At 50.2% G+C, this 23,811-nt stretch carries 20 protein-coding genes and 1 riboswitch; of the genes, 3 read left to right on the plus strand and 17 right to left on the minus strand.

From position 1 onward, the window contains the following. Nucleotides 1–35: 35 nt before the first annotated feature. The 15 genes from EDM54_RS21295 to EDM54_RS21365 form a co-directional block, all read right to left on the minus strand. The gene (locus EDM54_RS21295) at nt 36–464 is read right to left on the minus strand and encodes a TIGR03826 family flagellar region protein (RefSeq protein WP_003388331.1); all 429 of its coding nucleotides are present in this window, start codon (nt 462–464) and stop codon (nt 36–38) included. Nucleotides 465–595: 131 nt separating this feature from the next. Continuing rightward, entirely contained in the window at nt 596–1,444 is an 849-nt protein-coding gene (locus EDM54_RS21300; RefSeq protein ID WP_031932647.1) for a ComF family protein, read from the minus strand. Continuing rightward, nucleotides 1,441–3,414, minus strand: coding sequence for an ATP-dependent helicase ComFA (locus EDM54_RS21305; RefSeq protein ID WP_122958758.1), 1,974 nt, complete (start codon nt 3,412–3,414; stop codon nt 1,441–1,443). The genes EDM54_RS21300 and EDM54_RS21305 overlap by 4 nt, the downstream gene beginning before the upstream one ends. A gap of 134 nt (nt 3,415–3,548) precedes the next feature. Then, nucleotides 3,549–3,920 carry a hypothetical protein gene (locus EDM54_RS21310; RefSeq protein ID WP_003388336.1) on the minus strand — a complete coding sequence of 124 codons (372 nt, stop codon included), beginning with the start codon at nt 3,918–3,920 and terminating at the stop codon, nt 3,549–3,551. Between the two features lie 92 nt (nt 3,921–4,012). After that, nucleotides 4,013–4,720 carry a response regulator gene (locus EDM54_RS21315; protein ID WP_003388337.1) on the minus strand — a complete coding sequence of 236 codons (708 nt, stop codon included), beginning with the start codon at nt 4,718–4,720 and terminating at the stop codon, nt 4,013–4,015. 27 nt (nt 4,721–4,747) lie between these two features. Beyond that, nucleotides 4,748–5,890 carry a sensor histidine kinase gene (locus tag EDM54_RS21320; protein ID WP_003388338.1) on the minus strand — a complete coding sequence of 381 codons (1,143 nt, stop codon included), beginning with the start codon at nt 5,888–5,890 and terminating at the stop codon, nt 4,748–4,750. Beyond that, nucleotides 5,890–6,903, minus strand: a complete 1,014-nt coding sequence (locus tag EDM54_RS21325) for a polysaccharide deacetylase family protein (RefSeq protein ID WP_122958759.1) — start codon at nt 6,901–6,903, stop codon at nt 5,890–5,892. The genes EDM54_RS21320 and EDM54_RS21325 overlap by 1 nt, the downstream gene beginning before the upstream one ends. 185 nt (nt 6,904–7,088) lie before the next feature. Then, complete coding sequence (gene metK / locus EDM54_RS21330; RefSeq protein WP_003388340.1) at nt 7,089–8,294, minus strand: methionine adenosyltransferase; 1,206 nt, start codon at nt 8,292–8,294, stop codon at nt 7,089–7,091. 138 nt (nt 8,295–8,432) lie between these two features. Beyond that, a riboswitch (SAM riboswitch) is annotated at nt 8,433–8,533 on the minus strand. Nucleotides 8,534–8,586: 53 nt separating this feature from the next. Next, nucleotides 8,587–9,060, minus strand: a complete 474-nt coding sequence (locus tag EDM54_RS21335; protein ID WP_003388342.1) for a hypothetical protein — start codon at nt 9,058–9,060, stop codon at nt 8,587–8,589. 25 nt (nt 9,061–9,085) lie between these two features. Continuing rightward, entirely contained in the window at nt 9,086–11,632 is a 2,547-nt protein-coding gene (locus tag EDM54_RS21340; RefSeq protein WP_122958760.1) for a S8 family peptidase, read from the minus strand. 209 nt (nt 11,633–11,841) lie between these two features. Continuing rightward, nucleotides 11,842–12,831, minus strand: a complete 990-nt coding sequence (locus EDM54_RS21345) for an SLAP domain-containing protein (protein WP_003388346.1) — start codon at nt 12,829–12,831, stop codon at nt 11,842–11,844. Between the two features lie 49 nt (nt 12,832–12,880). Next, nucleotides 12,881–13,849, minus strand: a complete 969-nt coding sequence (locus EDM54_RS21350) for an SLAP domain-containing protein (protein ID WP_003388348.1) — start codon at nt 13,847–13,849, stop codon at nt 12,881–12,883. A gap of 85 nt (nt 13,850–13,934) precedes the next feature. Beyond that, nucleotides 13,935–14,897 (minus strand): accessory Sec system S-layer assembly protein, encoded by a 963-nt coding sequence (locus tag EDM54_RS21355; protein WP_003388350.1) that lies wholly within the window; start codon nt 14,895–14,897, stop codon nt 13,935–13,937. Nucleotides 14,898–15,207: 310 nt separating this feature from the next. After that, nucleotides 15,208–16,521 (minus strand): copper amine oxidase N-terminal domain-containing protein, encoded by a 1,314-nt coding sequence (locus tag EDM54_RS21360; protein ID WP_122958761.1) that lies wholly within the window; start codon nt 16,519–16,521, stop codon nt 15,208–15,210. Between the two features lie 124 nt (nt 16,522–16,645). Next, nucleotides 16,646–17,212 carry a helix-turn-helix domain-containing protein gene (locus EDM54_RS21365; RefSeq protein ID WP_003388354.1) on the minus strand — a complete coding sequence of 189 codons (567 nt, stop codon included), beginning with the start codon at nt 17,210–17,212 and terminating at the stop codon, nt 16,646–16,648. A 298-nt stretch (nt 17,213–17,510) separates the two neighbouring features. On the opposite strand from EDM54_RS21365, the gene EDM54_RS21370 reads away from it, so the two are divergent. Next, nucleotides 17,511–18,812 (plus strand): MFS transporter, encoded by a 1,302-nt coding sequence (locus EDM54_RS21370; RefSeq protein WP_122958762.1) that lies wholly within the window; start codon nt 17,511–17,513, stop codon nt 18,810–18,812. Between the two features lie 112 nt (nt 18,813–18,924). Beyond that, nucleotides 18,925–19,914 carry an ornithine cyclodeaminase family protein gene (locus EDM54_RS21375; protein WP_024984143.1) on the plus strand — a complete coding sequence of 330 codons (990 nt, stop codon included), beginning with the start codon at nt 18,925–18,927 and terminating at the stop codon, nt 19,912–19,914. Nucleotides 19,915–20,013: 99 nt separating this feature from the next. On the opposite strand, the gene EDM54_RS21380 is transcribed toward EDM54_RS21375, so the two are convergent. Together EDM54_RS21380 and EDM54_RS27255 are read right to left on the minus strand one after the other, a co-directional pair. After that, nucleotides 20,014–20,454: a hypothetical protein gene (locus tag EDM54_RS21380; protein ID WP_003388360.1), complete on the minus strand. Its 441-nt coding sequence runs from the start codon at nt 20,452–20,454 to the stop codon at nt 20,014–20,016. Nucleotides 20,455–20,835: 381 nt separating this feature from the next. Beyond that, nucleotides 20,836–21,399: an AbrB/MazE/SpoVT family DNA-binding domain-containing protein gene (locus tag EDM54_RS27255; RefSeq protein WP_003388361.1), complete on the minus strand. Its 564-nt coding sequence runs from the start codon at nt 21,397–21,399 to the stop codon at nt 20,836–20,838. A 577-nt stretch (nt 21,400–21,976) separates the two neighbouring features. Between EDM54_RS27255 and EDM54_RS21390 the strand changes: the two genes are divergently transcribed. Then, nucleotides 21,977–23,647 (plus strand): Ig-like domain-containing protein, encoded by a 1,671-nt coding sequence (locus EDM54_RS21390; RefSeq protein ID WP_170208398.1) that lies wholly within the window; start codon nt 21,977–21,979, stop codon nt 23,645–23,647. The last annotated feature ends 164 nt before the right edge of the window (nt 23,648–23,811 follow it).

Below are 23,811 nucleotides of genomic sequence, written 5' to 3' on the forward strand. Positions count from 1 at the left end.
ATTTCCCTTTGGTCGATTAGGTTTTTTCGCGAAAACTATTCGCCAGGTTTCGCCCTTCTTCGATAAGCGGCCTGTGCGAGTTTCTCCCGTCTTTCCTCTTCCAATCTGCGGTCTACTTCACTTTGCTGGGTAATATCGTGCTGCAGACTGCGAACACAAGAATCGCAGAGGTTTCCACTGCGGATCAAGAACCCGCAGCTTTCGCAAGGATAGCCAAGATTGGGGCTTCCCTCGATGGAGATGCGCCCTTCTTTGATAAATTTGGTAATCTGTTTGACACTGACACCTGTTGCCTCGCTTACCTGATGAATGTTGGCTCCCCGATTTTCTCGTTTCCGCAAAAACCTGGCACACTCTTCGTATTCCTTTTCCACTGCCTGATAGCATTTGGGACAAATATCACGGACAGTCTGTACAAACAGGGCATCGCAGCGCGAACAGTTGGAAAGTTTGCCCAGAGACATAAAGACAACTCCTTTAACCGATCCGAGTCTCATTCGTGATAAAAACTGGATGTACTACCATCATATCGAAAAATGGCGAATGTACAAGAAGAAACGCTGATTGTTCCAAAAAGGACAAATACATTACAGGGTTATCGAAAGCAGGTAAGAGCAGACACCTGACAGGTATGACCCAGCGCTTCCCGAATCGCTGCAGCACACGCTCGCAATGTGGAACCAGTCGTATAAATATCGTCAACAATCAAGACTTCGCGAACCTGTTTTCTGATGATTCCACCGATTTGGCTGCCTGTATACATACAGGTAAAGGCCCCTCGCATATTCTCCTCCCGCTCTCTCTTGCCGCGCTGCTGACTGAGCTTGGCCGTCTGCTTTGATCGTTTGAGCAGGGGAATGTACGGTATCCCAATCCGTTTTGAAAGTCCATCCGCTACCAGCTCCATCTGATTGAACCCTCTATCAGACAGCCTGCTTTCATGCAGAGGCACTTCCGACAGGCAGGAGAATCCCGCTGAATGATAGCTGCGATAGTATTCAATGGCCAGCAAGGCGCTAAAGAAAGCAGCCATCCGCTCGTCTCCGCGGTATTTAAAGCGACTGAGCATTGCCTTTCCACACTCGTCATAGGGCAGCAGCCCTCTGTTTCGCAGAAGAGAATTCCCTTTCTCCTGAACAGCCAGGCAATCCTTGCACACCCTCCTCTCCTGCTGACTGAAGTCAGCTCCTATTGGGGACTGATACATCTTTTCCCCGTTTCTCACCTGATTAACCATATCCCGACCGCAACACTCACAGATGAGAGTGCCAATCACTTGCCATTCTGCCAGACAACTGCTGCACAACGGCAGACTGTCGACCAGCCGATAGATCCGGGGGTATGTGGCTGGCCGTGACAGAGCGCGACTCCATCGCCCGACGAGCTCTTCACGGCGTCGTCCCGAAACGATTCCACCGCAGCTTACACAGGCGGCCCCGCTCATGACTGTCCTCCTGCCTGCTGCAGACTGGCAGCAAGCTGGTTCATCCGATTGATCTGCCGAATCGCCGCTCGGGATGCGGATGTCCGGTATTCTTCGATAAAAAGCACTGTACCGCTTGGCGCGTCGCTAGACCTGCCCACTCGACCCGCAATTTGCACGAGTGATGCCTCATCAAAGACAGGAGCTTCCGTACCGACGACAATGACATCGCTGCGTGGAATGGTCACCCCTCGTTCCAGAATCGTCGTCGTTACCATTACCAGCAATTGCTTGGCCCGAAAGAGGCGAACCTTCTCCTCTCTCTCCGGATCTGCCGCATGGACTCCTGCCATCGCTTGGCTGTATCCCGGCAGTCTCCGTTGCAAATAACCGAGAACAACGGGCACCTGGTCGACTCGCGGGACAAACACAAAGACCTGGCGTCCGCCATCCAGCGACGCAGCCAGCGTCTCTAGCAAAGCCTGAACGGAGCGGCCGGCTGACAGATGTTTATGCAATCCCCTGACCGTACAAACGAGTGGGACGGGCAGCGGCGAGCCATGATACCTGCCCGGCAAAAGAACATGCGTCCGGGAATGCATATGCGATTGAGCTCGCTTGGGCACCAAGCGCTTTTGCAGGTAGCGCGGAGGTGTCGCGCTCAAGTACAAAATCTTGCCGCCGGGCTGCACCGCTCGCGATACGACGCGGTACAAGACCGGATTATTGTGGTAGGGGAAGGCGTCCACTTCGTCAAGCACAACGAGCGGGAATCGATGATAAAACCGCATGACTTGATGGGTGGTCGCTATCGTAATGTCGCTGTCCTCCCATTTTTCTGTACTGGAACCGTGGACGGCAATCACCCGGGCATTTGGAAAGACTTTCGCGATCCGTGGAGCCAGCTCGAGCACCACATCTTTTCGCGGAGTAGCAATCAATACCTGTCCACCAGCTCGCAAGGTCTCAGCCACTGACGGAAACAGCAGCTCCGTCTTGCCCGCTCCGCATACGGCCCAGAGCAAGAACTCGCCGAGGCCCGGCCTGTCCGAGGCAACGAACTGGCGCGCTTTTTCCGCAGCCATCTTTTGCATCGGCGAGTAGGTGCCTTGCCAGTCGAGAAGAGCTGCTCTCCGTTCATAGCTTGTGCCCGCCATTCGCTCTCCGGTGAAACCACGATTTACCGTCCGCTCACAGAGTTTTCCGGGACTTACAGCTTCATAAGCTTGGCTTGCCTTTTGCCTCGGGACACAGAAATACGGTGTGCAGCATTTGCTTCGCCCCATATCCAGACACTCTGTACAGTAGGCACACCCCTGTCTGCATGAATGGCAGCGCGTCAGCACGATCGTTTGCTCCGATCCGCACCTCGCACACGTGAACAGCATGCGATGTCGCAGCCAGCTCCTCCTTATTCTCCACTCAATTCCCGGCCTCCGCTCTGCTTTTCCCGAGAGAATCATCCACTGAAAGCAGTACTCCAGCGACCTTGGTGCCCATCCCTTTTTGTTTAAAAGAACACCGACCTCGTCCCACAAAAGAGCGCGCCCGCTCATCCATGCAAGCAGCCGTTCGGATTCGCGTTTCAGTTCATCGGTGTCTTCCAAAGTATCTTTGCTTGAAGGCGACAAAGGAAGCGTGTCTGCTTGTTCTCCGCTCCCCCCCACACTTTCAAGCGATAACCATTCCTTTTCAATCGGAGTCATGCCTGCTGCCTGCTTGCCGTATAATACAGTAGCCTCTCTCACGTGAGCGGAGGCGAGAGCGCGATAGCTGTCCACGCTTTTTTCCGTAAACGCATGATCTCCAAGCGCATTGTTCAATTCTCCGCGCAGGGAAAAAGCGAGAGCCAGTGACTTGCTTTTGCCGATCACATACAGCTGTGCCCCCTCCCTTTCCCGCCAAAATGCCTGATCTACCTGAAAGCACGGCGTGATATGGGCTTGCGCCGCTCCCCCCGACACTTTGATGTAGAGCAAGTATTCCCGCATAGACTCAACCCCCGCCGATTGTTGTTATGGACAGTTTGCAAAAAGACTGCAGGGGATGCAAAGAAATCTCTACGGAAATCCCATTGGAACTCTCATAGAAAAGCAAGAGCCCTCTGAAAACGCAAAAAAGCGCGCTATTGCGCGCGCTCCTGTTCGCCCTTCTGGCGAAGATCTATGGTCATGACGGGCTCGCCGAACGCGCCCTCCCGATCTTCCCTGCACGGGTAGTCTGTCCGTTCCAACACCGTCATGATCCGGATGGTATCGTCAACCGATCCATCATCTTGATACGAAATGCAAATAGGGGTTCCTCGCAAATACGAGTGGAATTGAAGCTTCCTGACAGCTTGCTCCACCACATCCCCCGAATTGAACAGCAGCAATCGATAGTGCTCGTAAGTCGGAGGGACATCTTTTGTCGTCCGCCTGATCCAGAAATTCGCCAATCCCACAAGTAAAGAGGAGCACCCATATGCCGCCAGCAACCACACGACCAGCTCTTCCATCACGGTCATACCTCCTCTTACGATCAAGGTATGCGGGATAGCTTGGACACGGTGCTGCCAAACGGCAAATCACAAGCAGAAAAGAAGCTGCTCTACAGTTTTACCCAGCCATTCTTGATGGAAATAACTACAGCTTGCGTACGGTCCTGCACGCTCAGCTTTTGCAAAATGCTGCTGACGTGGTTTTTCACCGTCTTTTCACTAATAAACAGGAACTCCCCGATCGCACGGTTGCTCTTCCCTTCCGCCATCAGCTGGAGAACCTCGCGTTCACGGCGGGTGAGCGACTCAATTACCTTCGGATCGATTGGTTCCGCATCATCCACGGCTATACCGCGATCATTCGTTCCTTCCTGCTCGCTCAACCGGCGGAATTCCTCGATCAGCTTGCCGGTTACCTTTGGATGTATGTATGCTCCACCCGAAGCGACGACACGCACCGCTTCGACGAGATCGTTCGTGCCCATTTCTTTCAGCAAGTAGCCTGACGCCCCCGAGCGAAGCGTACGATATACGTATCCTTCATCGTCGTGGATCGACAGCATGATGACGCGAGTGCCGGGACTTACGGAAATAACTTGTTCCGCAGCGGAAACACCGCTCACATTTGGCATGTTGATGTCCATCAGGACTACGTCGGGCTTGTGGTCCTCGGCCAGACGGAAAGCTTCTTCTCCGTCAGCGCCCTCTCCCACGACTTGAAAGTCCTTTTCCATTTCCAAAATACGCTTGACACCCTCACGGAACAGTTGGTGATCATCCACAATAACGATGCGAATTTCTTGCTGTACCTTCTCCATATTTCATCCTCCCTGTACACTCTTGCTTCAGAATTTGACTGGTATTTGAAACATGACCTTTGTTCCCTCTCCAGGGGAAGACTGCAATTCCATCGTTCCCTCAAGCAGCTGGGCACGTTCTCTCATGCCGAGCAGCCCGTAGGAGCCTCCCTTGGCCTTTTGTGCTGCCTGATCAAAGCCGATTCCGTCATCCTTGACCACTAGGCGCAACGTATTTTCCTGAAATTCAATTTTTACCTGAACCATACTGGCCCCGGAATGCTTTTCAACATTGTTCAAGCACTCCTGCACCAGTCGAAACATCGCAGCCTTTACAGAGCTTTTCAGCGGCTGCTCTACGCCAAAGACAACCAGATCAACGGAGATTTTCGTGCGGTCCTCATACGTCTGAATGTACTTCTGCAGCGTCGGGACCAGCCCCAGATCATCCAATGCCATGGGCCGAAGGTCAAAGATAATCCGTCTGACGTCAGCCAGACTGAGGCGGACCATTTCCTTCAATTCGTGCAGCTCCATCTGCGCTTCCAGAATGCGTTCATTTTTCAGCATCTTTTCGACAATTTCAGACCGCAGCACGACGTTTGCCATGGATTGAGCGGGCCCGTCATGGATTTCACGCGCTACCCGCTTCCGCTCTTCTTCCTGCGCCTGGATTACTTTCAGACCCATCAGCTGATGCTGTTTGGCCTCCTCCAGAGCTTCCCCTACCTTGCTCAGGTCGCCGGTCAAGTACCCCAGCACAACCCCCATCTGCGTAACCAGCTTTTCTGCTCGCTCGATTGTTTCCTCCAGCGTGCGAAGCTGCCTCTCCAGATCGTTTCTCCGCTTTTTCAAATTGTCTTCCCGTTCCCGGTAAATGGACAATTCTACCTGAATACGGTTGGCTTCTTCATAAGCGATGCGGATGTCTTCCTCTGTGTATGTCTGAAAATTACGGCTAACCAACACCAGGCGCGCTCGCGCCCTTCGGTAGGAGAGCTCCAGTTCATCTACCTTGCTTATCACTTTCGCTATTTCCTGCCGCAATTCATGCAAATCATGTTTTAAGGAATTTCCTTCTTGCCTGGCATTTTCGGCGATCTCGAATATTTGCGATTTGCTCGTCTCTACCGTCTCGATCGTGCGATTGATCACACCATCCAACATGGTAATACTGATCGCCTGATTCATTATTGATCTCCTTCTACCTCGTTTTTGACCGTCTGGAACAGCGCCTGCAGCTTGGGCACATCCATTTCCCTGATCCCGACATCGTATCTGGGGATGGAAAGCGGATTCACCTGGGCCGTTACCACACCTCGATTTGAATTGAAGACAAATCGGTAGCCCGCTTGCTTGGCTATGTCCAGTACGATGTCATTGCTGTATCCAAACGGCAAGGAAATAGCTTGCACCTGCTTGCCCACCAGATCGCTCAAGCCGACCCGCGACATCGTAAAATCTACGTAAAGGCGATTGCGGTATTCTTGTTCGTCTTCGAGCCGTTTGAGCTCCTCCATGTACACAGGTGCTGTCTCCGGTCCCAGATCTCCCCATTCGTTGCGGGCCCTCTCGTCGTGAAGACTGTATGTATGAGAAGCGATCTCCACCAACCCGGTCTGCAGCATTTCCTTCACTTGCGGACGGGATAGCGGCGTGGTCATTTTTTCTCTCTTTCGCTCCTCGGTATCCCGCAATCGTCCAAGTATGGCAAAGTTGACCGATGGGAACCGATACTGCTGCATTACGGGAAAAGCATGTGTGTAATAACTTTCATACCCATCATCAAATGTAAGCAAGACTGCATTCTCAGTGGGCAAAACTCCTGTCTCGACAAAACGCACAAATTCCGCCAGTGATATCGGATGAAAATTGTTCTCGAATAAAAACGTCATATGCTCTCTAAACTGCTCCGCCCCAATAACATAGCGCTGGTCAGAATCGTCGGTCACATGATGGTACGTCAATACGACTACCCGATCTCTATACCAGAGCTTGGAGGACGCTGCTTCTTCCCGTTTTTTTTCTGTCTGTGGTGCAGCCGATTGCTCCTCGCTTGTGCTTATAGACGTAGTGACATGGGGGAAAGGTTGCACTTTTGGAGCCTCCTCTTTAAAAAAAGAGGCAGTATCGGGCAGTCCGGCAGTCACAACGAGCCCTAGCGCAATGAAAAATACGAGAAAGAAGGGCCACCTCTTCGGCACAAAAAACTCCCTCCTTTATGCCTATATAGGAATTTCGACATATACGAACGGATTCCTTTATGAACTGAATTCCAGCAGTTTGCCGCAAGTCTTAAGGCCTAGTCTTCTTAAAAATATAGAGGAAATCCGTTTTCAATGACAGAAAAAGAGCCTAGTGTGTATCACTAGGCTCTCGCGCTTGGTCTTTACTTGGACAGCCCTGCTGCATCCTGCTTGAGCGCTTCTGCCTTATCTGTACGCTCCCACGGCACATTCAGATCGTTGCGGCCAAAATGGCCGTATGCCGCTGTCTGCTTGTAGATAGGACGACGCAGGTCAAGCTGCTTGATGATACCTGCAGGACGAAGATCAAAATGCTTGCGGATTAGTGTTACCAATTGGTCCTCGGCAATCTTGCCGGTCCCAAATGTATCTACGCTGATGGACACTGGCTGTGCGACACCAATTGCATAGGCCACTTGTACTTCGCATTTTTCAGCCAAGCCGGCAGCGACGATGTTCTTCGCTACATAGCGGGCTGCATATGCGCCGGAGCGGTCCACTTTTGTCGGGTCTTTTCCGGAGAAAGCACCACCGCCGTGACGAGCGTATCCGCCATAGGTGTCGACGATAATTTTGCGGCCTGTCAAACCGGCATCCCCTTGTGGTCCGCCAATAACAAAACGGCCAGTCGGGTTGATGAAGTATTTGGTCTCGGCATCCAGAAGCTCTGTTGGCACGACAGGCTTGATCACGTGCTCCATCAGGTCGTTCTTGATTTGTTCCAGAGTGGTTTCCGGAGCGTGCTGGGTAGAAATAACAATCGTATCAATACGAACCGGCTTATCGCCGTCGTATTCTACAGTCACCTGTGTTTTACCGTCTGGGCGCAGGTAGCTCAAAGTGCCGTTTTTACGCACTTCGGTCAGACGGCGAGCCAGCTGGTGAGCCATGCTGATCGGCAAAGGCATCAGTTCAGGAGTCTCGTTGCAGGCGAAACCAAACATCAGACCTTGGTCGCCGGCACCAATCGCTTCAATCTCAGCATCAGTCATTTTCCCTTCGCGGGCTTCCAGCGCCTGGTCTACACCGAGGGCGATATCGGCAGACTGCTCGCCGATAGCGGTCAGAACGCCGCAAGTGTCGGCATCGAAACCAAACTTAGCGCGATCATATCCGATTTCACGGATGGTGTCACGGACGAGCTTTTGAATATCCACGTACGTGTTCGTGGTGATTTCCCCTGCCACGAGTACCAGACCAGTGGTAACGGAAGTTTCGCATGCTACGCGAGCATTTGGATCCTTGGACAAAATGGCGTCCAGGATAGAGTCGGAAATTTGGTCACAAATCTTATCCGGATGACCTTCGGTGACGGATTCAGAAGTAAACAGACGACGACCTTTTTGCAAAGACATGTGTACTACCTCCTTTGACCTCATACAAATAGTGTGGTAGCCGAAACAGGTTCTTATTAGACGAAGGCACAAGCAAAAAAAAACCTTTTCCTGTTTTAGAGGAAAAGGTGCTTGGTGTTTGCGTTCCCTACCCTCTTATCGGCCAGAACAGGTATCCGTTCTGCTGGTTAGCACCGCTCGAGTCGGTTGCCGGGCTTCATGGGGCCAGTCCCTCCGCCTGCTCTGGATAAGAGTATCCATTACGGATAATAGAATAATCGTTTTTATAGCCGGTGTCAATAAGCGCTTAGCGCAATTCGTATTTGCCGCGAACCATAATGTGCGCGACACCATTGTAGTTTGCATTCAAGCGCAATCCGCGATTGTCCGAACGGGCGATCAAGAGCAGATGATTGGCAGCCACCTGGGCTCCCGCTCGCAGGTCCTTGCCCTCGGTAATATCTGTCAAGCCATCGCCTTTATCGCCGGCTACTGCTTGTACTTTTCCCGTACGGACGATAAATTCCGTACCCTCAAAACCGTACAGCGTCTGCCCCGGGTGCAGCTCAACCACTGTCAACCCCGTCGAGACGGATGCACCGCCTGTGCCTGCCCCTCCGCCAAGAGCTTTTTGAATTTGCTGATCCACATAGCTTTTGGTGACGACCGGATCATCCGCTGAGCCCGGGACACCGGAAACACCGTCTGCCATCGCCTGCGAAGCAAAGACCCCCATCCCGACAATTGCTATGGCGAGGATTCCCTTGGTTGCTTTTTTCATTTATGTTCTCTCCTTTTCCATAGAGTTACAAACTGTAAGCCTTCGCCAGCAGGACGACCACCTCTGCACGTGTAGCTCTTCCCTGCGGCTTGAACGTCCGTCCGTAACCGCTTATCCACTTTTTCGCCGTCAGCGCCTCAATGGCGGGAGACGCCCAGTGACTTGTCGGCACGTCGGTAAACGATGACCTGCTGCGATTATAGAGCACGAGATTATTTGCTCTGGCTACCATCAGTGCCATTTCTGCCCGTGTGATCGATTGATCCGGCAGCATGGTGCTGTTTGGATAGCCGCTGATGATGCCGAGCTGGTGGGCAGTCAGCAGATTGCCATAGGCCCAGTGATTTTTAGAAAGATCCTTGAACGGATTTCTGCCTGTATACGTAACGATATTCATCCCTTTGGCCCGCATGGACTGGATCAGCATCGTCGCAAACTGGCCTCGAGTCACCGACTGGTCAGGCTTGAAGGTCGAATCATCAAAGCCTTTGACGACTCCCTTCGTGCTGAGTCTGGCGATCTCGTTGCGGGCCCAGTGCGTGGAAATATCACGATAACCCGCGATCAAAGGCTGCTTGGTCAAAGTCAGCCGGTACGAATCGTATTTAAACGGCAATGTAGTTGTCAGACGGATATAATACTTGCCCGGCTTCAGCTTCATGCCAAGCACCTCTTTGCCCAGATCGGACAGCTGCGCTACGTCGTTTGTGGCAAAGAGCGAGTAGTTCAATGTATCCGAACCGTACAGCTCCAGCCGCATCCCTGTCGATACGGGAACGAACGGAGCGCGTATGCTGACGTAGGATTCGGAATCGACCGTAAATTGGAACCAGTCCTGATCGGTATGAGTAGGCAAGGTTCCTGTCATCAGCGTTCCGTTGGCCAAAGGTGACGCCTGGCGATATGTATCGTTGGGCTCATTGGTATCCTTCCGAATCGGCGTATAGGACACGTCCAGCTTGTACTCGCCGTTCACCTGATTTCGCCAGTACTCGGTCAGCCTGATGTAGTATTTGCCCGGCGATACTTCCTTTTGGGCGCGCTCGGTCGGGTCATTCCGGTCGCCTTTGTCAAATTCTTCAAAGGCTTGTCCCTCTTTGCCGATCTTCATGTTCAGGTCGATCCGCTTGGTATCGGCAGTGACTGTTACGTTTAGCCGGCCGTATTCGCGGACATAGTAAGAAAACCAGTCCTCGTCGCCCTCTTCATGGAAGTTCCCGATTACGGAAATTTGGTTGCCTACCAGCGGGCGGGCCGTATCCATTGTATTGTTGCGCTCATACTTGTCCGGATTGATCGTAAACCGGCTGGTCAACAGATAGGTAAAGCCCTTCACACCGAAGCTTCGCTCCATCCTGATGTACATTCTACCAGCTTTCACCGGTACAGTCAGCGTGTCTCCGTTCCCTATGTAATAGGTAGAAGCTTCGCGATTTTCAGGGAAGAAAGTAGCAGCCAGCGCAGTTGTATTCGTTGAAGTGACGGTTGAGACCAGTGTGACTTTTCCGTCATAGGGAATATCCATGAAATACCAGTCCATTTTGTCGGACTCGGACAAACTCGCCCTCAGCTGTGATTCAATCGGAAAAGCCTTGGCCTGACTCCGAGTATTATTTGGTTCATGAAAATCCATAGACAGCTTTTCGGTAATGGCTCGATTGACATCGACCAGTCCATATCCTGTTTGCCGGTCCCACCCTTTCTCACCGAGATCCTCAGCCGTCTGGTACAAGAGCTGGCGTACATCCAGCGGCGTCATATTCGGATTGCGCTCCAGCACCAATGCCGCAGCGCCCGCTACCTGAGGAGCTGCGGCTGACGTGCCGCTAAATGCTCCGTATTTCCCCTTGGGCTTGGTCGTGTAGATATTAAAACCCGGAGCGACGAGATTCAACTCCGGCCCTGTGTTTGAATCATAGAGCGGCTTCAGGTTTCCTTTTACAGCTCCAACTGCAATTACGGTTGGATAAGCAGCCGGATAGGCAACCCGGTTCGCTTCGTTTCCGCTGGCGGCCACTACAACTACTCCACTAGCTTCTGCTCGCTGGATGGCGGCCGTCAACGACTTTGAATAGGAGAGACTACTCACGGACATCAGAATGATTTTGGCTCCTCGATCAATCGCGACGTTAATTCCTTTTGCAAGCAGCTCTACATCTGTCTCGCCGTACTTGTTCAAGACCTTGATAGGCAAAACCCTTGCATGCCTTAAAACCCCCGAGACTCCGATGCCGTTATTCCCTCTGGCCGCCAATATGCCAGTAACAGCGGTACCATGTCCGTTTTGGCTGTCATCCTGGGCAGATTTCCCCGGCTCAACCAGGTTGATTCCCGGAAGGATGTTTCCTTTCAAATCGGGATGGTTATGGTCTACTCCCGTATCAAGGACGGCAATAGTAACTGTGCTCCCAGTAACTTTTCTCCAGGCCTGATCAGCTTTGATTTGCCTCAAATGAGTCTGATTGTTGATATATTCGTCATTGGTAATGGCAGCCTTCGCCCTCTGGCTTCCCCCAAATGCAGCCATTAACCCTACTGAGACAGCGAAAACTGTTAAAATAAATTTCCTCATGTAACTACAGTCCTTCCTCCCTTTTCTCAACCGAAAAAGGAATACAGGTGTTTGAGCTTGTTTTTACAAAAAAGCCCGCTCCCTTGTAGCCTATTCTATTCATTTAGCATAGCGGAACGATAGTGTGAAACGCAACCCTATTCAGGGAATCACTGGAAATCGGATGCGATAGAAAAACCCCTTTTCGCGATGCGAAAAGGGGAGGGTTCTTACTGCAGAAATCCGTTTGACTTGGTTGACTTGGTTGCATCATACACTTTGGATTCCTTCTGCTTCTCGTAAGCTTTCGGAATAAAGACCGTGCACTCTTCCACGGAAAAATCTTGTTTCTTGATCGACGAAGCCGGGATCTGGAACGCAATTACGCGGAAAGCCTTTGGATCTACCTTCATGTTTTCCAATGTGTAGCTGACACGGGCGATATCTTCGCCGTTTGCATCATGAACAACAATCGGAACTTCGGTAAAGTCCAGGCGTTTGTCCAAGCCGTTTCGAAACAGTACAACTACTTTAAGACCGCCGTTTTCCCCTTTTTTCAGTCCCAATGCCTTCAGGTCTACCTTGCCCTCTTCGACTGGATTGGCAGCAAGCTGCTGACGGTAGTATTCCATTTCATCCATTTCCAATTCTCCTCCTGCTACTACAGATTCACCCGATTGTTTCCCCGGTCTTTGATAGCCCAGCGTAAGCGGGACCTCCTCCTCCGGCAGATCGGAAAATTCATCCCAGCGGAACAAAAACTCGCACGGGCGGCTGGACTCATCGCCAATCGGTCCAAAAGTCATCATGTCAAAGCCCTTGCTGGCTACAACCTTTCCCTCGGGTGTCTTCAGGTCCAGCCGCAGTCGGTCCAGCAAAATGCTTTGCTCCGTCGCGTTGCGAATATAAGTGAGTACGAGATAACCATCCCTTGTCACCTGTGTGTAGAAAGGAAAAATCCCGACCTCATCCCGAATAATTGGCGGGAGCTGATCATGCACAAAACGGAGCAGCTCCGCTTCTTCTTCATCGAGGTTATCCCAAGGACCATTAAGGCTGAGAAACAGCTCCTTCGATGGTATACGGTTAGAAGATTGCTCAGGATCATCAAGACCAGACACGCCGAGATAAATCTCCTTGTGCAGATTCTCCTGGATTTCTTCTCTCACCGCCTCCAGGCTCTCCTTGGAGCCAAACCAGTTTTCCAATAACCAACTCATGCAGTATCCTCCTCATACGACAGCTTCAATGATTGCCATTGCCCTTGCTTTACGTAACCTCCAGCGTCCACTGCTGAAGATTTGCATCTGGCTTTTTCACCATATCTGCCGGGAAAACAAGTACCCATGGACGACTCGTTCTAGGACGAACTTGCATTCTGCTGGCGTCAATTGCGCCAGAGGCTACTACTTCGCCCTCCGAATCAGTAATCTTGATTCGCAAGATGTTCGGGCGAAAATCTTCCTCGAGCCCGTTGCGAACAAGTATTCCGGCGACCAATCGTCCATCCTTTGCCTTTGTAATATCAAACCCGATAATTTCTACTGTACCCGGCTCTATAGGGGAGATGTCAAATGTAAGTTTCTCCAAGAGCTTTTTCTGGCGGTCCGTCATTCTAGCTTCCATTTCCGGATCCAATTCAAGCTCTTGCGGCCATACATACGGGTTTTTGTTGGCCTTCATCATGATTTTCCAGTTCTTGAATGTAAAATCTTCATGCAGATAGGATTCTGGCGGAAAATGAACTTCCCAAGGTCGGCTCGTGAACGGAGGAATGGTTCCCACTTCGCTCAGATCAATACGTTGCCGGGCAAATGGGTTGCCATCAAAGTAGATGGCCAATTGAATCTGTTTAAAAGTCACAGGCAGATGTGTGCCATTGCGAATAAAGAAAGCAACAGTTACACCGCCAGTCGGCTGCGGCATCAAGCTAAACCCGGTAACGCCGACAGAGCCAAATGCTATCTCAGGCAGCTCCGCCTGCAAGAAACGGAGTGTATACTTTTTTTCGTTATCCAGCAGTTCTTCCCACGCCGGATGCAAAGAAAGCTCTGTTCTTACCTTACTCTCAAGCACCTGCTGAGTATCCTGCTGTTCCGATTGCTCCTTGACTACTTCCTGATCATCAAAATCATCGAGGTCAAGCGCAGATTCTTCCCGGAGTTCTTTTTTCAAGTCTTCCTGGGGAGCCTCTTGTCCTGACTTTTTGTCCTTAAAGTTTTTAAAAAAGGATAACATGTACATCCTCCTCACCTGTCCGAAGCACGAACGATGACTATTTTCTATGATAAAGGTTTTGGCCGATCGGGGTCAAATCGGGAATTTACTCCACCTGCGCTCCCTGCGGGATACTTACCCTCCAGCGGGACAGATCCGGGTCTTCTATCAGTATGCTCTCTTTTGGGAAGATGAACATCCACGGTTTGCTTGTGTTTGAACGTACAGTAAGTCCACCGAGTTCAAACATGCCGACGGCAACCGTCTGTCCGCTGGCATCGTAGAGGGCCAAAGGAAGCTTTTCGAAAGAGAGCGACTGCGTGGAACCATTGCGGATCAGCAACATCGCATGCAAGGCTCCTTCTTCAGAACGGCGAACCTGCACACTCTGAATATTGACCTCACCTTCTTTCAGAGCCGGCAGTCGTTTCGCCAGATCGATCAGGGCTTCTTTTTGAGAATCAGAAAGCTCGCGAATCCAGGATTCTTCCAACTCCAGCTGCTGCGGAAGCACCATTTTTTTCTGAGCCAGCTCAAACGCAATTTTCCAGTTGTTCAACAAGACATTTACTTGCTGGAAGTTTTCGCTCAGAAACACAAATGACCATGGCCGTGCTGAATGGGCCGGTATTTCTCCTATCTCCGAGAAGTCAAACTTCTGGCGGGTAAACAGCTCATCCTCGCCGAACAGGATAACGAGCGTCATCTCTTGTAAACGTACGGGATGGTCCATACCATTTCGCAAAAAGGCAGTTACCTCAATCCCCTGGTCATGAGGTACCAGAGACATGCCAGCCAGCGATATTTTGCCAGGCTCCATCGGCGGCAGTTCCTGTGCCATGAAGGACAACGCATACTTTTCCGAAGTATTCAAGCTCTTCTCCCATGATTCATGCAAGGAGAGCTTCGTAATTCCACTTCCAACTGCCGATTTCTTGGCAGTGCTTGCCGATTTGTCTGAAGACAGTCCCGTATCCTGGGCGGAGAGGACCGATTCCTCACGCAAATGTTCCTTTATTGCTTCCGGTGTCGGCGTTTTTCCCATCAGATTTTTCAAAAAGGATAGCATGTCTTCGCTCCCAACTTTTCTCTACATCTATATAGAGATTCTATTCGTTTTCAACTATAGCACAGTGAAACTCCAATGCAACATCGAAAACTTGGTATTCTGATACATTGCAGATAATTTTTCCATTATACTATTTGACGCAGCAAAGACGAAAGAGTCGCGGTTAAAATGAACAGAAAACAATCATTGTATTTGTACAATATCTGAATAAGTACGACACAAACATTGACAATGACCCGGACAAAATTGAAACAAAAAGAGCCGTCTAAAGACAGGCCCTCTCTGAAAAAAGCTATAATATAGAAAGTAATTACTGATTGGTGGCATCCGTTTCCGCATTCACGGTCGTTGTACTGCTTCCAGAGATTGTCGCTGCCGCATCGCCTGCCGGCTTCTCGATATCGACCGTTCCAGCACTTGCAGCCGTTCCTGTCGCAGCGGCAGAACCATCGGCAGTTTGTCCAGCGGAAGACTCTGTAGTTGATGGGGCTTTGGTTCCTTCTGCAGCCGGCGCTTCTGTACCCGTTGCCGTTTCAGTCGATTGCTGATCTTCGATGATGATGATGTCGCCTGTCTCTTGATAGTCGACTTTCGCGTTCAGCTTTTCACCGATGAACCGCAGCGGCAGGAAGACGCGGCCGTTTTTCACGATTGGCTTGGTGTCCAGCTTGATCTTCTCACCGTTTACGACTGCTTCTCCCGAGTCGAGATGAAGAACGATCTTGTTTTCGCCGCGCACTACTTCGACTGTGCGGGTTTCCGGGCTCCAGTTCACTTCTGCCTTCAGAGAAGCGCTAATCGCGCGTACCGGCACCAGTGCACGTCCTTTTTCAAGGAAAGGAGCTGTATCCATTACGACCTCTTTGCCGTTGATGAACGTCTTCAGTCCCGCTTCACCTGATTTTTGGTACAGCTCGCCCAATTTTTGATAGACTTCCTTGTCACCGGGCCTGTAGAAACGGTCGAGCAGCTCCTTCTGGACCTCAAGCGCCTGCTTCAGCTCAGACTGTGCTTCCAGCTGCTTGGTCAGCTCCTCGTATTTCGCTCGCAGCTCTTCGGTCACTTCCTGGCTTTTTTTCAGTTGAACCCGCAGCTCGATCAGCTCTTTTTTTGTTTTTACCGCTTGCTGGATCGCTTCTTTTTTGCCAGCTTGGCTGCTCGGAAGCCCTGTGGCCGGATCGATCGCACCGGCTGCCTTTTCCGCTGCTTTCTTGGCAGCTTCTGCCGCCTTTTCTTCGGCTTTTTTTGCTGCTTCTGCGGCCTTTTCCTCAGCCTTTTTCACAGCCTCTGCTGCTTTTTCCTGTGCTTTTTTTGCATCCTCAGCAGCTTTTTCCTGTGCCTTCTTGGCATCTTCAGCAGCCTTTTCGGCAGCTTTTTCAAGCTCCTTCTTGGCTTTCTCCAGTTCCTTATTCGCTTTTTCTTCTGCCTTTTGTTTATCTTCTTCGGCCTTCTGTTTTTCCTTCTCGGCCTTTTCCTGTGCTTTTTCCTTTTCCTTCTCTGCTTTTTCTTTCTCTTTTTCAGCTTTCTCTTTTTCCTCTTTTACCGGCTTATCAGCGTGCACCGCGCCGATAGGAGCTGCAACGAGCAGAGCCAGGATCAAACTTGCGGAAACCAGTTTTTTCATTGGATGTCCCCTCCGTGAAGTAATGAAAAATTGTATTATCTTTTTATATCGGCGAGAGCCGCGACAATTATTACAGATGGCGAAATATTTTGAACCGGGGATATCTATTTATGACTGCAAGCTATCATTTCCCGCTATTTTTCAGAAACCTGGCAGGCGAGCTGACCATCAGAAATCTGACCGGTTTGTCCGTTCGATTGTACCAATTGTGCGGCGTGGATGATTCCATATGGACGCTGTCGCCCGGATACAAGTCGTGTTCTTCGCTTCCCATCAGGAGCGTAAGTATGCCCTCCAACACATAAAGAAATTCTTGCCCTTTGTGTGCAAAAGGGGCCCCTTTTTCGTCATCCGGAAGCAGCGTGACCAAGATCGGCTCAAACAAAGGTGCGGGAAGATCGGCTGACAAGTCTTTGTACATAAAACGCGATTGCTCTGAGTGAAGCTCGTCCCCGCTTCCCTTGCGCAAAATGTATGATTTCGGACTCTTTTCCTGCGGGAAAAAATAGCTGGGGCTCACATCCAACGCTTCCGAGATTTTCGTGAGAGACTCCAAAGTGACTGATGACTTGGATCGCTCCACCTGGGACAGAAAGCTGATGGACAATTCTGTCTTCTCCGCCACCTGCTTGAGCGTCAGCTTTCGTTCCAGACGACGCGCTTTCATTCGTTTTCCGATGTTTTGTTCCATAGACTTCCCTCGCAAGGTTACTGAGTTATCCCTATCCTATCACACCTGACTCTTGAAAACAGTGCAAGAAAACGGGTGCCCGACAGAACGTTTTCCTTTTTCACAACTCAGAAACAAAAGTTTCTCTCGATAAAATATTTTGATTATTGAAACATATATCAACAAGTCTTATAATTCTTTTAACGCCGAATTGAAGTGACACTTCAATTTATTGCTTCTCAGTCTGTACAGCAAGAGATGGCCGCTCATTCTGACCTCATTCAGTAGCGATTACAGTACAAAGGAGGTAGCTGTCAAGATGGCACACGTTCAAACGGAGGTTTCCAAACGGTTGCAAAACAAAGCGTTAGTCGCAAGCCTGGTCGGAAGCTCCATCGAATGGTTCGATTTCTTTCTTTACGGTACGATGGCCTCGCTCGTATTCAACAAGCTGTTCTTTCCATCCACAGATCCAACCGTAGGGCTTCTGCTTTCTTACCTGTCATTCGGTCTTCCTTTCTTTATTCGTCCGCTGGGCGGAATCATCTTTAGTCATATCGGCGACAAAATCGGACGGAAGAAAACATTGGTTCTCACCTTGTCCCTAATGGGCGGAGCCACTGTCCTGATCGGCCTTCTCCCCGATTACAACGCGATCGGCGTGTGGGCTCCCATTCTGCTGGTCACGATGCGCCTGATCCAGGGCCTCGGCATCGGCGGAGAGTGGGGCGGCGCACTATTGCTCGCCGTGGAATATTCGGGAAAAGGGAGACGCGGTTTCTTTGGCAGCATCCCGCAAATGGGCGTACCGATCGGAATGCTGCTCGGAACACTGGCCGTCACGGTCATGAGCTCGCTGCCAGATGAACGATTCATGTCGTGGGGATGGCGCGTACCGTTTATCCTGAGCGCCGGACTGGTATTTCTCGGCTTGTGGATTCGCAACGGGCTGGATGAGACACCCGCTTTCCAGGCGGCGAGAGAAAGCGGCAATATCGCCAAGGTCCCGATCATCGACACATTCCGCTATCACTGGAAGTCCGTCTTGATCGCTGTCGGCGCCAAAGTCGTGGAAACAGGGCCGTTCTACATCTTCTCCACCTTTGTCATCGCCTATGCGACAGGGTATTTGGGGTATGACCGCGTGACTGCGCTAAATGCCGTGACCATTGCCACTCTGGTGACGACGATCATGATCCCCTATATGGGCAAGCTGTCCGACAAACTCGGCCGGAAGCCGTTGTACATCGGCGGAACCATTTTGATCATCCTCTACGCCTTCCCTTATTTTTACCTGCTGTCGCTAAAGTCCGGCGTAATACTGACGATTGCGACCATTATCGGACTGGGCATTCTCTGGGCGCCGGTCACGGCCGTTCTGGGGACGATGTTCTCGGAAATCTTCAGCACCAATGTTCGCTACACCGGTGTGACTGTCGGCTATCAGCTGGGAGCCGCGTTGGCCGGAGGGACGGCTCCGCTGATCGCTACCGCCTTGCTGGCCGCTTTCGATAACTCATGGGTACCGGTGGCCCTCTACATTGTATTGACAGGTGTCATCTCCCTGATCGCCATCGGAGCGACCAAGGAGACAAAGGACTTGGACCTGGATAATCCGTAGAAAAATATAGCTGAAAAGCCACTGATTCGTGAGGACCGCACCGACACTTCTGAGCCCCGCTCTGCAGCCTCCCGGAGGTCCTCCCCTATTTCGCCAGGAAAGGATGATCCACATGCTCGTTTTGACCCAGAAGGATATTCGCCAGCTCTACACGATGCAGGATTGCTTGCGGGATGTCGAACAAGTATTCCGGGACAATGCCGCCGGCCTCGTCCACACCCCGGTGCGAACCGCCATTGACCATCCAAAGTACGGGGCGACCAGCCTGTACATGCCCTCCTACCTGGAAGCGGCTGATTACGTTGCGGTAAAGGTGATCAGTATTTTTCCGGAAAACCATGCGGCCGGGATCAAGGCGCTGCAGAGCGTCATCCTGTTGACCGAAGCCAAAACCGGCCAGCATGTCGCGATGATGGATGCCAGCTATTTGACCGTTCTGCGGACAGGCGCGAGCAGCGGCGTGGCAACCAAGTATCTGGCACGCGAGCAGGCAAAAAGCTGTGCTGTTCTCGGATGTGGTGCACAAGCTGTGGGGCAGATTCAGGCGGTCATGGAGGTGCGAGCTTTGGAGGAGGTCGTGCTGTACAACCGCACGATAGCACGAGCAGAAGAAATGGAAAAAATACTCCGGACCCTGTATCCGGACTGGACCGGGGAGATCCGCATCGTCGAAAATGCCGATCAAGCAGTGAAGAACGCGGACATCGTCATCTGCAGCACCAAGTCGGAGTCGCCCCTGTTCGACGGGGCCAGCCTGAAGCCAGGCGCCCACATCAATGCCATCGGCGCTTTTTTGCCGCATATGCGGGAAGTAGACCTCACCACCTTGCAAAGATGCAGCAAGATCGTCGTCGATACAATAGAAGGATCACATCATGAAGCAGGCGATTTGCTCATCCCCGTCAGCCGAGGCGAATGGAGCTTTGACCAGCTTCACGCCGAGCTGGGGGAAATCCTTTTGGGTCATAAGAAGGGGCGCGAGAATGAGGAAGAGATCACGTTGTACAAGTCGGTCGGCATCGCCTATCTGGATACGGCTGTGGCCAAGTCTGTGTACGAGCTGGCGAAGGATAAGGGAATGGGGACAGAGATTGTGTTGTAATTTTATTTTTGCTTGCAAAAAGGAAAGCGGAGTGAGCTGCTGCGTGCTCAACTCCGCTTTTACTTGTTGATTGGTAAATTTGCACTTAAAAAACCTGTGCTATGGAGTGTTTACCGTTATAGTGCCTGAAACCTTTCCTTGTCTACCATCTATTGTAATCAGGTAGGTCCCTACCGGGCATACATTCTCACTTGAAAAACTAAATGTTCCGTTACCTGTGAAAGTTCCGCTTCCCATTCTCGTTTGATAACCGTCTGGTTCCAGCTTTGCCAAACGGTAGTATACTTTGGCTTCTCTCGCCGAAGACGACTGCTGATTTACTGTAACATTGACGTAGCCTGGAGTGTTGACATATATGTAACCAGTCTCATCATATTCACCCGCTGCCACAGCAAATCGAAAGGTTTGTGTTGCCATTGCCTGCTGTTCTGTTTCAGTACTTGAAACCCCGGAAGTCTTTGTTGGTTCATTGTTGGCTAACGCATTTGAAGGCAAAAGCAAGGCAGCGGACAAAAGAGTAAACAAAGCCCATTTTTTCATAGTCACCAACTCCCAAATTTTGTATTTTTTCATTATATTATCATTACCTTATCTTTATGTAAATATTTATATTTTTTACATTTTGAGACTACTATTCGCTTATATTCTTGAAAGCGAATCAAGCCTTACTTACCCAGACCGGCTTTTATATCTTAGTACAGTGTATAAATACCTTACGAGTCAGGTGAGCTGCTGTTTTTTACCCAACGATTCATAATTACGATGAGAGAGCCTTGAACAGCTTCGCTCCGAGCCTGGAAGACATTCTCTCCGGCCAGAAAGGAAAACACCTCGCCGGTCCCCTAAAAGTAAGTAAAAAATTGAAAGGCCCTTCTCTTCTCCACAGCGATGCGAAGAAAAGAAGGGCCTTGCTTACATTTATCAATAATCAAAGTCTACCGGAGAACTCTCTGTGGCACTCTCCCCGACGCAAGTCTTGCAAACGAGCTTGCCTTTGAAATAGAAGGTATCATTCATCAAGGTTCCGCAGAATACACAGCCCGGAGCGTATTTCCGGAGAATGATCGTGTCGTTGTCCACAAAAATTTCCAAAGAGTCCATTACTTCGATATTCAGCACTCTCCTGAGTTCAATCGGCAAAACAATTCTCCCCAGGGAATCCAGCTCACGAACCACACCTGAGACCTTCCCGACCAATGGCTTTCCGCTTTCCTGCGTGACGCTTATCTCATGTCTTGCCGCCGTTTTCACCGACTGCAGCCTGTTTCTTTGGTAGTGTGTAGCGCACAACCCTTTGGCCACCTGCTTTTTGTCACAACCAGGCTCCTGGCAAATCCGTTCTTTTACAGTCTGTCTCTCCATACCCGGCTGTGCACTCATCACTGTTTTTTGCAGCAGCCTGTTTTTTTGGTAGTGCTTCATGCAAAAGCCTTTTGCGTAATAGTTATTGGTGCAGCCCTCGATCTGGCAGCGTCGATTGTTCATGATTTCGCCCCTCGCTTATACGTAATCGCATATTGTACAAAACCTGCTATTTATAATGGAACGGTTGAGTAGAAACCTGCGTGGCGTACAGTTTTTGAATGGAACCCATCACTTTTCCCTGATGACAACGGCTCTGCAAGAAACCTTTTCTCCGAACCATTCATCGGCAATCCCTCTCAAGATATGGTAACAGTTTCAGTTTATCACAGACAGGAAAGGATACAATCTGAATTTTGTAGAGAAAGGCAATGATTTATTGTTTGGCGCTGCGGTAAAAAAGTTCAACAATAAAAGCCTCCGCGATAGCAGCGGACTTAGAGCGTTCATGACTCCGCAAATGTATAGGGAATGAAGCTCTTACTTAGCAATCCAACACTTCCATATTGTGGGGATTTCCATTGCTTAGGTAAAAGATACAGCCATATTCCTTTTTTCTACAAATGGAAAGTCAGCGGATAGCTGGAAACCACCTGGAAAATAAAGGGTGGACCTAATTTCCAGACGATTCCAAATACTAGTAAAGGTTTGTGCTATTACCAGTACAGTAGCAGCTGGAACCCTTGAAGCTCCTCAGTTCTTGGGTCTGACCATCAACGGTGACCAAGCTGTAACTGTTGACGCATTGGTTGCTGCTGGATACAAAGTTGAATTCCAAGCAACATCTGACGTGTTTAAAGGTAACGCTTATACTAGCGAGACAGGCGAATTGAAAGACGGTCTTTCTGTTGGCACAACTTTCAAATATAAAGTTGTTGTAACAAAGGACACAGCAAAATTCGAATCCGATCTTCTGACAGTTAAAGTTAGCGATGACACAGTTGTCGTAGAACCAACTGAAGCAAAACTCAAAGTTGGCAGCAAACTTTGGGATCTGGGCTATGTAACTACTGACGATGCACCTGAAGTTGTTATCACAAAAGGTAAAAACTTCGCTGGTACTGTAATCGACAAAAATACTGGCGATGATGAAGTAAATGGAGAGAGCGTTGCTGCTGGAAGCGTAACTTATACTTCTAGCAATCCTGCAGTGGCTCTGGTAAGCAGCGAAGGTAAAATCAAAGTCCTGAAAGCTGGAACCACCACTATTACAGTGGCAATTGGAGACAAATCTACAGCTATTGAACTCGTAGTAAAAGATTCTCCTGTTGCAACGAAAGTACAAGAAACTTCCGCTAAAGTTCGAAAAGACGAAACCTCTTTGGAACTGACGCTTCTGGATCAGTATGATGCTAAGCTGCGTAAGGATGTTGATACAACTGGCTGGACTGTCTCCACTGGCAGCGAAAAAGCAGATGTCATTGACGTAGCAAATGCTAAGCTTGATGTGAACGGTGCTTTTGCACTTGAAGTTACTGACTTGGCGTTTAAAGCACAAGGTACAGATACTCTTGTAATTAAGAATAAAGACAATGTAGTTGTTGGTACAGTGTCTGTTCAAGTAGTAGATGTTGCAGGACAAGATCCAGACAATTTCAAATTGGTTCCAGCATCCTCTGATGAAGATTTGAAACTGGATATCTACCCAACTCCACAAACAGTGGATCTTTCCATCGAAAAATATGTTGGCGATGTTAAAGTAGGAACCGCTGCTGAGGCAGAAGAAGGTTTCAGCTTTGCTTCCGATAACGAAAAAGTTGCTACTGTAAATGCCAAAGGTGAGGTAACCGCAGTCGCTGCTGGTAAAGCAGTGATCTCCTACAAACAAGGCGGTATCACGGTAGCAACCGTTGAAGTAGAAGTAACGAACTCTACTCCACAAATTGCTGATATCAAACTGAAAGAAGGCAAAACTCAGGTTCAGGTTGCAGGCGGAGTTGAAACAGCTGACGCTGCTACATTTACCGATCTGATTGATGAACTGCAATTTATCGGTGCAGACGGTAAAGAAATCGCTCTGTCTGTGAACGATTCCGATGAACTGACTGGTATTGAGTTTAAAACAATCGTTGATTCTGATGACTTGGTAGCAGTTTCCGACCTCGGTACTGTAGCAAAAGCTGCAACTAAAGCTGTTACTAAAGACACCAAGGCAACACTGGTTATCACGCTCAACGCAGCTTACGGTGGCAAAGAAGTAGTACTTCCGATTCTGGTTACTGCAGCTGTTGAAGGCGGCACAGACACTGGCGCAGGCACAGACACTGGCGCAGGCACAGACACTGGCGCAGGCACAGACACTGGTGCAGGCACAGACACTGGTGCAGGCACAGACACTGGTGCAGGCACAGACACTGGCGCAGGCGCGTAAATTATTAGTCAGGACGTCTGTCCATAAGAATTTTCAACTAAGAGTCTAACATCGAAAGGTGTTAGACTCTTTTTTTTGGTGCGCCCAGCATGGGCGATAGCTATAGGGTGAAAGTCCCGAACGGGGGTTGGCTGTACCAACCGTTAGCTCAAGGCAAGGGTGTC

Origin of the sequence: Brevibacillus borstelensis (assembly GCF_003710865.1) — a bacterium.
Classification (GTDB): domain Bacteria; phylum Bacillota; class Bacilli; order Brevibacillales; family Brevibacillaceae; genus Brevibacillus; species Brevibacillus borstelensis.